We start from the raw sequence: 14,546 nt of genomic DNA, 5'->3' as shown, positions 1-14,546 counted from the left end.
CAAAAAAAGACTCATTTTTATACAAAATAAAAGTGAGTCTCTAGTACCTATTTATTTAAACGGTAAGCAGCGTGATATAAAGGGCCTACGTATTCATTAAATGCAAAACCTGATTTAATTCCAGCAGTTACAAAATCTTTTGCTTTATAGACAGCTTCTTTAACTGACAATCCGTTTGCAAGGCCCGCAGTTATGGCCGCTGCAAATGTACATCCTGCTCCATGATTATAAGCAGGCGTTATCTTTTCAGTTTCTAAAACCTCAAATTGAGTTCCATCATAAAATAAATCAAGCGCCTTTTCACCCTTAAGAGCTTTACCGCCTTTAACAACGACATTTTTTGCACCTAACTCATGAATCTTAATAGCTGCTTGTTTCATGTCGTCAAGTGATTTCAAAGTTCCCATTCCAGATAAAACACCAGCTTCAAACAAATTAGGCGTTGTGACTGTCGCAATTGGGATCAATAAATCACGGATAGCATCAGCTGCTTCTGGATTTAATACTTCATCTTCACCTTTACAAACCATAACAGGATCAATCACAACATTCTTAATCTCTTTTTCTAAAATGCTTTCACGAGCTACTTCTGTAATTGCAACACTACCAAGCATCCCTGTTTTCATTGCAGCAATATCTCCGCCGGCACCTGTCGTTTTCAACTGTGCTTTTACTAATTCAGCATCCATAACAGTTACGTTATGTGCCCATCCAGCATCTGGATTCATGGTAACAATTGAAGTTAGCGCAACCATACCATAAGTTCCAAACTCTTCAAATGTTTTCAAATCTGCTTCCATACCAGCGCCACCACTTGCGTCGCTACCAGCAATTGTTAAAACCTTAGGAATTATTTTCGTCATTACTAATCTCCCTTTTATTGGATGATTTATTTTTAAATTAATATTATTTTATCATACGCCTTGTTATAAACAGCGATACTATTAGGAGTCTTACGCTTCAGAAATATATCGGTATCATTAAAGAGCCACTCAAAATTTTAAATGACAGCTTTCACTTCTTATAAACCTAATGACATAAAAAAAGTTTTTTTATTTATCTAATTTTTGATCGACACTTTTTGTTTCTCTTAATAAAAAGACTGCTGCTAGAATTCCAATAATCATAATGACCAATGATGTTAAAACAACTTGAATCATGCCTTTATCAAAAGCTGTTAAAACAATCTTTTGAACTTTATCAGCATAAGGAGTCGCTATTATTTTTTGACTCCACGCAACCATATGTCCAGAAAATGCTCCTGCATTTACTAAGGCTTGCTGAATACCCGTTGCAGCTACACTAGGAATATGACTATCACTAAAACCAGTGCTCAAACTTGATTCATATGCTTTAGTTTGTGCTAAACCAAGAATTACAACGCCTACTGTTATTCCAATTTGACGAAAAACATTCAATAAACCAGATGCCATGCCAATTTCTTTTGGATTAATATTATCCATAGCAGCAGTATTAATCATCGGATTAATAATAGCGTTACCCAATCCAGTTAATACAAGAAGCGGAAGTAATTGCATGTAGGTAAAGTCCGTTGTTGTTACCTGGCTAAACGTAAATAAACCAAGTGAGGCAACGATAAATCCAAGTGAAATCATCCACTTTTTACCAAACTTGTATCCTAGAACTCCTGTAAAAGGACCTAAGACAAGCGACCATAAACTCATAGGTAGTTGATGTAATCCCGTGGAAAAGGCTGAATATCCCATATAATTTTGCATTAAACTTGTTTGATAAGCGGCTAACGCAAAGATACCAGCACCAAGTGCAAATGCAAGAATTACAACACCAACAAAATGACGATTTGTTAATAATGTTAAATTCATCATTGGCGATTTAACTTTTAACTCTACAAAAACAAAGGCAGTTAAGATTAAAATTGATGCAATTAACCATCCCATAACATGCATATCAGTCCAAGCCCAATGCATATGTTGTTCTTTTTGAATTAAGCCATAAATACCAGCAAATAATCCAACTGCTGAAAGAATCATTCCTATAAAATCAATCGATTCCCCAGCGCCATATGCAGGTGTTTCTTTAACATTTCTAATAACCAAATAAATCGCAATGATACCGACCGGTAGATTAACAAAGAAAATTGAAGGCCAACCAAAGTTCTCAACTAAAAATCCACCAACTAAAGGTCCGATTGCTGTTGAGAATCCAATAACTGATCCTAAAATACCAAGTGCTGTCCCACGTTCTCGGCCTTCAAAGTTAGACGCAACTAACGCCATTGATAAACTCATCATTCCTGAACCACCAATTGCTTGAACTGCTCGACCAAAATCAAGAACTAATAAGTTTGGTGCAAGCCCATTTACAACAGATGCAATCGTAAACAAAATTGTACTAGCGATGAAGACTTTTTTTCGTCCAAACATATCACCTAATTTTGAAACAATTAATAAACTGACTGCATACATTAACGTATATGCATTTAATATCCATTGTAAATCACTAAATGTTGTTTTAAAATCAACTGCCATACTTGGTAAAGCAACATTTACAACAGTAACATCTAAAAGGCCCATAAAAACACCTAAACTCATAGCGAACAATGCTACCCAACGATTTGTTGCTTTTTTCATTTTTTATTCTCCTTTTGTATATCTTTAATTTGCTCCACTACACCAATATAATTCATACCACATATTTTAAAGCAATAAGTTTCATTCCATTTAGAATCATGGACGACCATTTTTCCAATACCAATCGTAACTTATATCCTGACATATTACGACTCATTAGTACTGTTAAAATTAATAATCTATACATATCACTTTAGCGTCTTTCTTCGAAGTCCTTTTAGAAATCACTATTAGACTCATATAAGTATAGTTTTTTTAGCCCTATTTGCAAGTTTTTTGTAAAGCTAATATTTTGCCAATATACCTTAATCATGATAAGTTTTACTTATAATAAGTAAATAAAAAGGAGATTTTATAATGGCAAAATTAACAGAAGATATGAAAAAAATGATTCCTGAACAACTTAATTTTCTTTCAACCGTAGATGAAAATGGGTTCCCACAAGTTGGTCCTAAAGGATCAATGCGTGTTTTTGATGATACGCATTTGATTTATAATGAAGAAACAGCTAAACATGCATTACACAATCTTCAAAATAATGGCCGTGCAGCTGTTGCTGTTATAGATCGTCCTAATCTAAAAGGCTTCCGGTTTGAAGGCACAGCACATTTAATTGATTCCGGTAAAATTTTTGACGATGCTGTTAAATTTGGTGAAGAACGCCATTTACCAAAAATGTACTATGCTGTCATCATTGATGTTGAACGTATTTACAAATTAGATGCTGGCCCAACTGCTGGTGATTTAATTGCTGATTAAATATTAAGACAAAAGGACTAAATCCCGTAAATGGGATTTAGTCCTTTTGTCTTATTTTTGAGCTAATTGTTCTAAAATAGCTAATCCAACACCATCTTCATCATTCTTTTTTGCATGATGATTAGAAATATCTTTATTAATTTGATGACCATTCTCCATTGCATAACTGATACCTGCAGCTTTTAACATCGATATATCATTCAAATTATCGCCAATTGCCATCACTTCTGACATAGGAATACCCATACTATCAGCAAATTTTTTCAACGCAATCCCTTTTTGTGCATTAACATGATTAACTTCAAGATTATTATCCCCTGAAGAAGTCACAATGAGTGTTTCATTTTCTTCAATTTTATTTTTTAAAACAGATAAGTCATCTGATTCATCCGTTTTTCGAATAAGAAATTTAAACAAATCTATTTCAGAATCATCAATAATTTCACTGTAATCGTCTATATAATGAATAGGATTTAAGTTTAATTTGATAACCGCTTCATCATATTTAAGAGGATCATCTGAATAAACACCTTTTGACGTCATAACTTTGAAAAAGGCATGTTCATTCTTCAAAAATTTAATGAGTTTTTGTGCCTCTTTTTTTGATATTGGAAAACTATTAATTTGTTTGCCTTCCTCAGTTACCGTAGCGCCCCCATTATAATTAATCATCGGTGCACTAATACCTGCTGCGTCAATTAAGGGTTTTACCTCATCATAACTTCGTCCAGTGGCAACAACAAAAGTCACTCCCATTTCTTGAGCCTTCTTAATAGCCGCTGCGTTACCCTTCGAAATACTATTTTCATTATTTAATAACGTGCCGTCCATATCTGATGCGATAATTTTAATCATACTTACTAGACACTCCTCTGATTTCAGTTTAGTAGCAACTTAAGCATAGCATGCCACCTAAATAGTGTAAACGTTAACATCTAGACAAAATTAAAAAAGACTACTAATCTATAGTAATCTTTTCTAATTTATGTTTCCTAACCTAACTAATTTAATTATCGATTGTTATGCTAATTCCCGTTAATCTATTTGAGAATATTGATAATTTACTTGCATAACTTGGATGATCATTATTAGCTTGAACAACTTGTTTAAGTGTACCAAAGTCATCCGTAATAATACCATCAACGTTCATAAATAACATCTTTTGCATAATCGTTTCATCATTTACAGTCCAAGCATAGACATCCTGGTTCTTATCATGTGCCTTGCTCACAAATGAGTCATCTAGAGTTGTAGCTTCCATAGTGTACGCATTTGCTGGTGTTTCTGGAAATGATATATTATATGGAATAATAAAACTGATATAAAGCTTTGGTGCTTGTTTTTTTACTTGTGAAACAACATCATAACTTAAAGAATGAATTCGATCCTTATCAGCTAATAGTCTTTTTTGATATTTTTTAACAAAGTTTTTAGTCATATTGGGACTATCTTGCGGAGATACTTTGATTTCAACTAATAATTTTTGATGATTCTTCTCTGCTGCCTTTAAATATTCATCGAAACTTGGAATTTTAGCTGAATAACCATTTTCACGAACAGTTAATGCTGTTAACTCGGATAATGTTAAATCATGTACTGTCCGATTAACATTCGCTAAATTTTCCAAATTTGGATCATGCATAACAACAAATTTATGGTCTTTTGTTTCTTGAATATCCATTTCGATGTAATCAGGTTTCTCTTTAGCTGTTTTTTCTAAGGCAGGAATGGTATTTTGTACACCATTTCCATCATCAACTCCACGGTGAGAAATAAGAACTGGATAGTCATTTAGCATCCCCTTTAAGTAAACATAATTATAAATAGAAGCTGTCCCTGCAACTAGTATCAGGAGAACAACGACACTAACTTTCTGTAATTTAATAAAGCGTTTCTCTTTATAGAATGTTTCTTGAACGGGTTTCAAATGCGGTTGTTGTTCTTCAAAAACATCTAGCGCAATACCTAACAACATAGTCACACTTAAAGCTAATACGATTTGTCCTAAAATTTCCAAAATAAACAGATTAAACATCACAATCATAAATGCTTGATTTTGAAAATGATTATCTACATAGTTCTGAATTAGGAACAAACTAATTTGAACAATTCCTGATATAAAAGCTATAGAAGCCGTAATTACTAATCCTTTTGTGACGGTTATCCAAAATTTGCCACGTCCAGCTTCCCAACTTTGTTTAATTAAATGACCGATTCTTTTTTCTGAACTAAACAACATAGTTGGAATAAAACTAATTAATCGGATAGAGAAGAAAAATGCTACACCATAGACTAAAAGTATTGGGCCCCAGATAGCTGGACTTGTCCACATATCTTGAAGAATAAAATCTGGAATAGTCACCTTATTTAATAAAGTAGATGTAAATAAGACTTGTCCAAATGGTAAAATTAAAACGAAGTAAAAAATAACGAGCAACGCTGTTAAAGGACGTAACTCTAAAACGTCATGAATTGATTGTTTTAATAATGACTTAAATTCAATTTTTAAATCATAACGAATAGCTTGAATACCCCTGATCATGAAAGACATTTGAATATAAACAATACTTAATATAACTAATATAACAAGGATAAACTCAATTAATAATATAGGTTTATCCTCAATAACCGAAATAATGTTAGTATAGGTTAAATATTCGACTTGGTTACTACTAAGTATCTGGCTTACCACCCAAGTTAAGATTGGTTGTACCACTGCAGATAAAATATAATTAGTAACAACTACTAAAATAAAATACAATTTCCAGTGTTGAAAAAATTCCTTATAACTTTGATTTAAAAAATGAAATGTTCTACGCATATTTTCCCCCAATTAAATATTTAATATGTACTTTATACTATCATAGCCTTACCTTTTTTTACATTTATTGACTTTATCCGCGTAAAAATTGAATCTTACTACCTTAGCGTGGTAAATTAGATAGTATCGTTTCTCATAAAAGGAGTTCATCATGTTAAAACATAAAAAAGGTTGGTTTATCTTATTATTCTTAGTCCTAATCGTCTCTATTGGTTCATTATTCTTTTTCATTCAAAATTCTCACTCCGTTTCCAATACTAATCACCAAAAAAATAGCTCTAAAAAGGTAAGTTCATCTTTACCCAAGAAAACTATTAAGAAAAATAAGCTCATTTCAAATACTAAAATAGACAGTTCGCATTGGAAATCATTTAAGGGCCAGACCGAATTTCCAATTTTAATGTATCATAGTATTTCTGTTGGAAATTCACTTCGTATTCCTGAAGCACAATTTGCCCATCAAATGCAGTGGCTTAAAAAAAATGGTTACTACACGTTATCACCTGCTGAAGCTATCGAAGTTTTTAAAACACATAAAAAACCTGCTAATAAAATTGTTTGGATTACTTTTGATGATGGTTACAAGGATAACTATGAAAAAGCTTATCCTGCTCTCAAAAAATATCATCAAAAAGCAACCATCAACTATATTACAAGCCACTTTGGCCACATAAACAAACTAACTATGCCACAAATGAACGAGATGCGAAAATCAGGTTTAGTAAGTATTCAAAGTCATACTGTCCATCATGAGGAACTTAATCAGATGACCGATGCACAACAAACTTTTGAATTTAAGAATTCGAAAAAATGGCTAAACAATAAATTTCATCAAGAGACATCAATTATTTGTTATCCAGTTGGTCGCTTCAATAACCAGACCGCTAAACTTGCTAAAGATGCAGGCTACAAACTTGGTCTAACGACATTACCAGGACTCGCTAATGAAAGCCAAGGACTATTCACCTTGCATCGTGTCCGTATCTCACCCGATTTATCAGATATTTCTTACAAGTATCTTTTAGAACACGGCATGTAAACAACACAAAAAAAAGGAATAAATCGCTGTTTGATTACAGTGATTTATTCCTTTTTTTTGTTAAACATTTTAATACACCGAAAGAATTATTTAATTAAGCTTAGTTCTAACCCTAATGCTTCTGCGACACGTGTTCCGTATTCCTTATCAGCTTGATAAAACTGTTTAGTTTCACGAATCTTTATCTCAATATCTTTAACTTGTCCCAGATTTAATTTAATATTTTCAATTAAACGTGCTTTTTCATCAGTAGGTAACAATCGATATAATTTACCGGCAGCAGTATAATAATCCTCATTTACTGAATAGTTGCCTACTTTTCCATCCAATGTATCACCATGAACTTCTGCATGGCGATTTTCTTCAGGTCCACCTAAACTGTTGGGCTCATAGTTAACATCACCGTTCTGATTTTGCGCCATTAAACCATCTCGTTCATAATTATGAACCTCATTTTTAGGACGGTTAGTTGCCAATTGTTCATAGTTAGCACCTAATCTATATCTTGCAGCATCTTTATAACCAAATAAGCGTCCTTGGAGTAATTTATCTGGTGAGGCTTCAATTCCTGGAACGAAGTTAGCTGGTGAAAATGCTAATTCTTCAATATCTTCAAAATTATTTTTTGGATTTTCATCTAAAACCATTTGGCCAATTTCAATTAATGGATAGTCCTTTTGCGAAATAACTTTCGTAACATCAAAGATATCTTGCGGATAGGCTAATCCTGCTTTGTAAGGCACAATTTGTACGGCTACTGTCCAACTGGGGTAATCTTGATCCTCAATCGCATTATACAAATCATTTTGTAAGTAATCAGAATCTTTTCCTCTTAATTCTTCAGCAACCTCATTACTTAAATTATGAACACCTTGGTTTGTTTTGAAATGATATTTAACCCAAAATTGTTCACCTTGCTTGTTTACCCATTTAAAAGTATGACTTCCATAACCGTGCATCATTCGGTAACTAGCAGGGATCCCACGATCACTCATAAGCATTGTTACTTGGTGAACTGTTTCAGGTGATAACGACCAGAAATCCCACTGCATATCCTGACTTCTAGCATGCGTTTTTGGGTCACGCTTTTGGGAATGTATAAAATCTGGGAATTTCAAAGCATCATTAATAAAGAAAACGGGCGTATTATTACCCACAATATCGTAGTTACCTTCATCTGTATAAAATCTTACTGCAAATCCTCGTACATCTCGATAAGTATCCGGATAACCTGCCTCACCAGCTACTTGTGAAAAACGGGTTATGACTGGCGTTTTCTTGCCCAAACCATTGAAAAGACCTGCCATAGTATAATCACTCATATCTCTAGTTAATTCAAAATAGCCTTTAGCCCCTGCCCCTTTTGCATGGACCACTCTTTCTGGAATACGTTCTCGATTAAAATGTGCCAATTTTTCTAGTAATTGGTAATCTTGAACTAAAACCGGTCCACGAGCCCCAGCTGTTTGTGAATTTTGATTATTCGCCCATGTTTGACCTTCATTTGTTGTTAAATCCCCCATGATGATTCCTCCTATTATCTTATTTATAAGTCCAATCCTAGCACCTAAACTGATAATTACAATTATTTTGACTTTTATAACTTGAATCGGAAAGTAGGTTTTAAATATCATAGTGAGTTCTAGTTAATGTTTATTTTTTTATCATTTTATGACATTTTAAATCAAATAATAACAAAAAGCCTTGATAACATAGTATTGTTATCAAGGTTTTAAAATTAATTTTATCTAGTTTTTTAAGAAAACTGTTACAGAAGCCGCAATTACAATTAGTATAAGACCAATAATAATAACTAACCATTCTTTACCCGTTTTTTTAGTGCGCATAACGACAATTCCTGAAATCGTTGCTCCAACAATTGAAACTTGTGAAAGGACGAATCCAGTTGCCAATCCAAGCATTGCAGGTTGAGCTGAAACTAAATAACCCAATGCTGCCATTGCAAAGAAGAAACCAGAAAAAATTTGTTTGTACGTAACACTTTGTGTAAAAATGTTATTTTTATTTTTCGTTAATTCATAAATTCCAAGAATTAATCCAAATGCTGCCATCCCGATAGCTTGTGCTAAAAACATATGCATACCATCAGTATTTTTAGTATATTGTGGAAGGATACCATATAATGAATAACCAACTTGGGCAATCAATAAGACACCAACTGCCTTTGTAAGTAGTTCTTTATTTCCAGCTGATTTCTTTTCTTGATAAGTTGTCATATAAGCTCCAACCAAGATAACAAATACAGCGATGAATCCATATAATTTTGATGAAACTGGACCCCAGTTACCAAGCATTACAACACCCCAAACTACATTTGCTGTAATTTGGAAAGCTGTTGAGATTGGCATTGCTTTAGCAGAACCTAAAGCATTTCCATCCTGATCTTTCATCCCAAAAGCCATAATAGTTAAAACATTTCCAAAGGCCCAAGCTGCCCCTGAGAAAAATGCTAACCAAAAATTAGAACCTTGTAACATGGGCATTCCCATGACTAATGAAAGGACGATTGCAACAATCAAAGTTCCCCATGTTGCTCCAAAAATACCTTGAACTGGTTTACCGCCAAAATATGATACTAAAGTTGGATATGCACTCCAACCAATAATTGCTAAAAGTGAGAAAAATAATCCTAACATATTCATTTTTATATCATCCTATCCTTATATTAATAACTATTTAATTGCTTCGCCTTCAAAATCAACATTTGATTCCAAAACGATATTTGAAAATGGTGTGATTTCACCTGTTCGTACTGTAGCAATATTATTATCATCACGACTCATCGATTTCAATTCATCATGTGAAATGAAAACAACTTCAACATCATCATCTAATAAAGCCTTGATAGCAGCATATTGTTCAGGATTAACCGTTTTAATTTCTTCAGCTAAAAAAGCTTTTTGAATTTTCATTTCAGAAAGTGTTGCAGCTAAAACATCAATAAATAATGGTAATCCACGTACGATTGAAAGATCAATTTTACGTCCATCATCCTTAATTGGTAGGCCTGAGTCACCAATTGTTAACCATTGTGTATGTCCAATTTCAGAAATAGCATTTGATAATTTTGTATTCAAAAGATTAGTTTTACGCATAATTTATCTCCCATTCAACAATTTAAATTTATTTATTAGCATCCAAAACAGCTAATACAGCAGATTCAGTTGGAATACTTGGTTGTGCACCAGCATGTGACACCGTTACAGATGAAGCAGCTGATCCATAACGCATAGCTTCAGCTAAATTATCTAAATTAGCATGTAAACGTGTTGCTGTAGCACCAATAAAAGTATCGCCGGCAGCAGTTGTATCAACAGCCTTAACCTTAAATGCTGGAACGACTCCTTCTTCACCATTATCACGCATGTAGAAAGAACCTTCTGAGCCAATTGTAATGATTACGGTATTAATTCCACGTTCAAAATAGTACGCAGCATTGTGTATCATTGAATGTTCATCAGTCACTTCTATCCCAGTCAATAAGAATGTTTCATGTTCATTTGGTGTAATAATATCAGTTAATTCTAATAATTCAGCTGGTAGTCCACCATTTTCAGGCATTGGAGCTGGGTTCAAAATTGTTTTAACACCATGTTCGCGTGCAATCTTGAAACCTTCAATAACTGATTCTGTTGGAATTTCTAATTGCGCAATCAAAAAATCTGATTCAGCAATGGCAGCTTCATGTGCGCGTACATCAGCTGGTGTCATATCAGCATTAGCGCCACCATAAATATGGATAATATTATCGCCTGTTTCGGCTGAAACAGTAATATAAGCTTGTCCAGTTTCTTCAGTATCTGAAACAATCACATGTTCAGTGCTTAAGTTTTCAACATTCATATTCTTTGAGGTATCAAATTCTTTACCAACTTTTGTAATCATGTTAGTCTTTGCACCAGAACGTGCAGCGGCAACACCTTGGTTCAATCCTTTTCCACCCATTGCTTCAACTTGATGATTTGGTGTGTGTAAAGTTTCGCCGCTAGTTGCGAAACGGGGTACAGAAACAACCTTATCAATATTAGTTGAGCCCAAAACAGTAATAACTTTTGCCATAACGTTTCTCCTTCATTTCTTTGATATATTTATCAAATAGAATGTGTATTCGATTACATCAATATAATACATATTATTTGCTTTGGCAAGCGCTTTCTGGTTTTAACTGCTAAAACTACCGACTTTTTCGCCAATTATTGACTAATACAAAAAAACCTGATGACATAAAATTGTCATCAGGTTTTTTATTAATATTAAAGTTTAATTTTGCTTACGATGTTTAATTTGTCATCAAGATCGTAAACAACTGGTTCGCCAGTTGCCATTTCAACGCCCATGATGTCTGCATCAGAGATGTTTTCAATGTATTTTGTAAGGGCACGTAATGAGTTACCATGTGCAGCAACGATTACATTTTTGCCTTCAAGTAATTTAGGAGCGATTTCGTCTTCCCAGAAAGGAATAACACGTTCCAAAGTAACTTTTAAGTTTTCGCCACCTGGGATAGCTTTAGGATCTAAATCAGCATAACGACGATCGTTAGCTGCTGAACCTTCATCAGTTGCGCTTAAAAGTGGAGGTAATGTATCGTATGAACGACGCCATACAAGAACTTGATCTTCACCGAATTGTTCTGCTGCTTCGGCTTTGTTTTGGCCTTGTAATGCACCATAATGACGTTCATTTAAGCGCCATGATTTGATTTCAGGAACCCATAATTGGTCTGAACCTTCAAGTGCGTAATGTAATGTTTTAATAGCACGTGTTAAAACAGATGTATAAGCTTGATCAAATTCGATTCCAGCTTCTTTAATCTTTTTACCAGCTGCTTGTGCTTCAGCAACGCCTTGTTCGCTCAAGTTAACATCTACCCAACCTGTGAAAAGGTTAGATAAGTTCCATTCACTTTGTCCGTGACGAATAAATACTAATTTTGCCATAAGATAAAATCCTCTTTTTCTATTTTTAGTTTACTGGTTTATTTTACACTGAAATGAAATAAATTAATAGTCTAATTTAAGCGATTTAGCTTTGCACTTTTGAGTCCCTTTAACAACTGATCAACAGCTGTTTGAACCGTTCCTAAATCAGTTGCCAAATTCATTCGAATAAAGCCTGGCGTTTCTTCACTAAACCATTGTCCATAATCAATAGCTAAGCCACACTCATTCTGAATAAATTCTTTCATCCGACTGGGATTTACATATGCTGAAAGGTCAATCCACATCAAGTATGTGCCTTCTAGTTCACTAATTTTAATTTCTGGAAATTTATTGACTAATTGGTGGCTGACTTCTAAATAATTGGTCCTTACGATACTCAGAATTTCATCTAACCAAACTGCTCCTGAACGATAAGCCGCCTCTCCAGCAACACATCCCATTAAACTACCCTCAGGTTTGTTCAAACGCTGTACCATTTTATCGTACTTAGCTCGTAATTGCGCGTTTGGAATAATGATATGCGAGTTTTGTAAAGCAGCTAAATTAAATGTTTTTGAGGGAGCATTAACGACAACCATATTATCTCGATAACGACCTTCGTCTATTGATAAAGCTGATACAAATGGTTTTTTTCCCACAATTAAATCTTGATGAATTTCATCCGAAATTACCATCACTTTATTTTCACGACAAATTTCAAAGAGTTGTGTCAGTTCAGCTTCAGTCCAGACGCGACCAACTGGATTATGCGGTGAACAATGAATAAGTAATTTAACGTGATTAGCTTTCATATCTCGTTCAATTGCTTCAAAATCCATTTCATATTGATTATTTTCATGTTTCAAAGGTGTTCGTACGATACGTCTGTTATTATCTTCAATTGCACTATAAAAAGGGTAATATACTGGTGTTTGAACTAAGACGCTATCACCTGGTTCCGTCATTAAATCGACTAATTGATATAATGAATTTACAACCCCTGTTCCAAATCTCATCCATTCCTTATGCAGTTCAATCCCATAGCGAGATTGTTGCCAATCAAAAAAGGCATCATAATATGAATCAGGAATTGTTGAATAACCAAAAACACCATGTTGTACCCGTGCTATTAAAGCATCAGTTACGGCTTTAGGTGCTTTAAAATCCATATCTGCAACCCACAGTGGCAATAATTTATCATCGCCATATTGCTCTTTTAAACTATCCCATTTAACTGAATTTGTATTTTTTCTATTCACTCTAAAATCAGCTAAAAATTTATTTTTCTTTACCATCAGTTTGACTATCCTTCCTTATTCCTTTAATTTTACCAATCCGTCCTTTAGATCCAGGAATTGACTTCACACCCAAGATATCCAAGAAGAATGTGAAAATGGGAATTCCGACAATCAAGCCCCACGTTCCAAATAATTCTTCACTGACTAACAAGATTACAAATGTAAAGAATATAGGTAGTTCTGTCCGACTTGACATAAATTTAGGATTTAATACATATGATTCTAATAAATGAACGACCATTAACATAATTAAGATGTAAACCACATCACGTACGCCACCAACCGAATAACCAACTAAACTTAATGGAATACATGAAATTAATACCCCTGCGACTGGAATTAAACTTAATAAGAAAATTAATATTCCTAAAGGCAAGAGCTGTGGCATATGCATGAAGTACAACCCAATCACAGTAATAACTGTATTAACAGTTGCGATAAAGAATTGTGCTTCAATAACGACACCAAATGATTTAACAAATTTTTCACCAAAGAAGTAAATATCCTGGAAAAACCAACCAAAATCACTTGATAAAAAGTTTTTTGAGAAATGTGTCATCTGATCTTTTTCAATCGTATAAAAGAAGCTTAAAATAAGCGATAATAAAAATGTTGCTGCCATAAAACCAATGCTCGTTATATATTGAAATACAAGCGTAAAACTACTTTTTAATTGTGGCACAATTTGAGATTTACCAATAGATTTAAGTACCCATTCCATCACAAGATTTGTATCTTTACCTGGATGACGATAAAAATTAATCACATAATGTGCCATTGAAACTGTTTGCGAAACTAAAATAGGAAAATACTTAGTAACTGCCAAATAAAGCAGCGCGATAATTGCCAGATATACTCCTATAACAATTATTCGACTATTAATTGATGAATGTCTTTGAATAACATTTATCAATCGGACTACTAAATATGTAAATATAAAAGTTAATAGAACAATGCTAATGACATCTTTCGCAAGAAAAATAACACCCATAATTACACAAAGTACAACAAATCTACGTAACTTAATATTTTCAATAAAACTTTGCCAAATTTCCAATAGACACACTCCTTTAA

Annotated in this window: 14 protein-coding genes; 2 read left to right on the top strand and 12 right to left on the bottom strand. The window is 33.7% G+C overall.

Features of this window, described 5'->3' with window-relative positions; translation table 11 throughout:
- Positions 1-47 precede the first annotated feature (47 nt).
- The 3 genes from thiD to AC1RO3_RS00630 form a co-directional block, all read right to left on the bottom strand.
- Entirely contained in the window at positions 48-863 is an 816-nt protein-coding gene (thiD, locus tag AC1RO3_RS00640; protein WP_481761043.1) for a bifunctional hydroxymethylpyrimidine kinase/phosphomethylpyrimidine kinase, read from the bottom strand.
- Between the two features lie 189 nt (positions 864-1,052).
- A complete protein-coding gene (locus tag AC1RO3_RS00635; protein ID WP_481761044.1) occupies positions 1,053-2,612 on the bottom strand; it encodes an MFS transporter in 1,560 nt (519 codons plus the stop codon).
- Positions 2,613-2,664: 52 nt separating this feature from the next.
- A complete protein-coding gene (locus AC1RO3_RS00630) occupies positions 2,665-2,799 on the bottom strand; it encodes a hypothetical protein (RefSeq protein ID WP_481762167.1) in 135 nt (44 codons plus the stop codon).
- Between the two features lie 170 nt (positions 2,800-2,969).
- Here AC1RO3_RS00630 and AC1RO3_RS00625 point away from each other — a divergent pair, with 170 nt between their 5' ends.
- Positions 2,970-3,371, top strand: a complete 402-nt coding sequence (locus tag AC1RO3_RS00625; protein ID WP_481761045.1) for a pyridoxamine 5'-phosphate oxidase family protein — start codon at positions 2,970-2,972, stop codon at positions 3,369-3,371.
- 51 nt (positions 3,372-3,422) lie between these two features.
- Here the strand turns inward: AC1RO3_RS00625 and AC1RO3_RS00620 are convergent, their stop codons facing one another.
- Both AC1RO3_RS00620 and AC1RO3_RS00615 read right to left on the bottom strand, forming a co-directional pair.
- Positions 3,423-4,226, bottom strand: a complete 804-nt coding sequence (locus AC1RO3_RS00620) for a Cof-type HAD-IIB family hydrolase (RefSeq protein ID WP_481761046.1) — start codon at positions 4,224-4,226, stop codon at positions 3,423-3,425.
- Positions 4,227-4,377: 151 nt separating this feature from the next.
- Complete coding sequence (locus tag AC1RO3_RS00615; protein WP_481761047.1) at positions 4,378-6,192, bottom strand: glycerophosphoryl diester phosphodiesterase membrane domain-containing protein; 1,815 nt, start codon at positions 6,190-6,192, stop codon at positions 4,378-4,380.
- 151 nt (positions 6,193-6,343) lie between these two features.
- Here AC1RO3_RS00615 and AC1RO3_RS00610 point away from each other — a divergent pair, with 151 nt between their 5' ends.
- Positions 6,344-7,231 carry a polysaccharide deacetylase family protein gene (locus AC1RO3_RS00610; protein WP_481761048.1) on the top strand — a complete coding sequence of 296 codons (888 nt, stop codon included), beginning with the start codon at positions 6,344-6,346 and terminating at the stop codon, positions 7,229-7,231.
- Between the two features lie 86 nt (positions 7,232-7,317).
- On the opposite strand, the gene AC1RO3_RS00605 is transcribed toward AC1RO3_RS00610, so the two are convergent.
- The 7 genes from AC1RO3_RS00605 to AC1RO3_RS00575 all read right to left on the bottom strand — a co-directional run bounded on the left by AC1RO3_RS00605 (position 7,318) and on the right by AC1RO3_RS00575 (position 14,529).
- Entirely contained in the window at positions 7,318-8,757 is a 1,440-nt protein-coding gene (locus AC1RO3_RS00605; RefSeq protein ID WP_481761145.1) for a catalase, read from the bottom strand.
- A 222-nt stretch (positions 8,758-8,979) separates the two neighbouring features.
- Entirely contained in the window at positions 8,980-9,894 is a 915-nt protein-coding gene (locus tag AC1RO3_RS00600) for a GRP family sugar transporter (RefSeq protein WP_481761049.1), read from the bottom strand.
- 30 nt (positions 9,895-9,924) lie between these two features.
- Positions 9,925-10,347: a D-ribose pyranase gene (gene rbsD / locus AC1RO3_RS00595; RefSeq protein WP_409021800.1), complete on the bottom strand. Its 423-nt coding sequence runs from the start codon at positions 10,345-10,347 to the stop codon at positions 9,925-9,927.
- 28 nt (positions 10,348-10,375) lie between these two features.
- Positions 10,376-11,311 carry a ribokinase gene (rbsK, locus tag AC1RO3_RS00590; RefSeq protein WP_481761050.1) on the bottom strand — a complete coding sequence of 312 codons (936 nt, stop codon included), beginning with the start codon at positions 11,309-11,311 and terminating at the stop codon, positions 10,376-10,378.
- A gap of 194 nt (positions 11,312-11,505) precedes the next feature.
- Positions 11,506-12,192, bottom strand: a complete 687-nt coding sequence (locus tag AC1RO3_RS00585; RefSeq protein WP_409021802.1) for a 2,3-diphosphoglycerate-dependent phosphoglycerate mutase — start codon at positions 12,190-12,192, stop codon at positions 11,506-11,508.
- A gap of 71 nt (positions 12,193-12,263) precedes the next feature.
- Positions 12,264-13,469 (bottom strand): MalY/PatB family protein, encoded by a 1,206-nt coding sequence (locus AC1RO3_RS00580; RefSeq protein WP_481761051.1) that lies wholly within the window; start codon positions 13,467-13,469, stop codon positions 12,264-12,266.
- Positions 13,453-14,529, bottom strand: a complete 1,077-nt coding sequence (locus AC1RO3_RS00575; RefSeq protein WP_481761052.1) for an AI-2E family transporter — start codon at positions 14,527-14,529, stop codon at positions 13,453-13,455. Before AC1RO3_RS00575 ends, AC1RO3_RS00580 begins: the two co-directional genes overlap by 17 nt.
- Positions 14,530-14,546: the final 17 nt, after the last annotated feature.

It is taken from the genome of Dellaglioa sp. CoH-57-MRSF-19, assembly GCF_056781975.1.
Note: the sequence above shows the minus strand (reverse complement) of the source record. Positions and strands in the feature narration are given on the sequence as shown.

Coding starts and splice junctions, on each gene's coding strand:
- thiD (WP_481761043.1), bottom strand. CDS start 863: ATGACGAAAATAATTCCTAAGGTTTTAACAATTGCTGGTAGCGACGCA.
- AC1RO3_RS00585 (WP_409021802.1), bottom strand. CDS start 12,192: ATGGCAAAATTAGTATTTATTCGTCACGGACAAAGTGAATGGAACTTA.
- AC1RO3_RS00615 (WP_481761047.1), bottom strand. CDS start 6,192: ATGCGTAGAACATTTCATTTTTTAAATCAAAGTTATAAGGAATTTTTT.
- AC1RO3_RS00635 (WP_481761044.1), bottom strand. CDS start 2,612: ATGAAAAAAGCAACAAATCGTTGGGTAGCATTGTTCGCTATGAGTTTA.
- AC1RO3_RS00610 (WP_481761048.1), top strand. CDS start 6,344: ATGTTAAAACATAAAAAAGGTTGGTTTATCTTATTATTCTTAGTCCTA.
- rbsK (WP_481761050.1), bottom strand. CDS start 11,311: ATGGCAAAAGTTATTACTGTTTTGGGCTCAACTAATATTGATAAGGTT.
- AC1RO3_RS00620 (WP_481761046.1), bottom strand. CDS start 4,226: ATGATTAAAATTATCGCATCAGATATGGACGGCACGTTATTAAATAAT.
- AC1RO3_RS00580 (WP_481761051.1), bottom strand. CDS start 13,469: ATGGTAAAGAAAAATAAATTTTTAGCTGATTTTAGAGTGAATAGAAAA.
- AC1RO3_RS00625 (WP_481761045.1), top strand. CDS start 2,970: ATGGCAAAATTAACAGAAGATATGAAAAAAATGATTCCTGAACAACTT.
- AC1RO3_RS00630 (WP_481762167.1), bottom strand. CDS start 2,799: ATGTATAGATTATTAATTTTAACAGTACTAATGAGTCGTAATATGTCA.
- AC1RO3_RS00600 (WP_481761049.1), bottom strand. CDS start 9,894: ATGAATATGTTAGGATTATTTTTCTCACTTTTAGCAATTATTGGTTGG.
- rbsD (WP_409021800.1), bottom strand. CDS start 10,347: ATGCGTAAAACTAATCTTTTGAATACAAAATTATCAAATGCTATTTCT.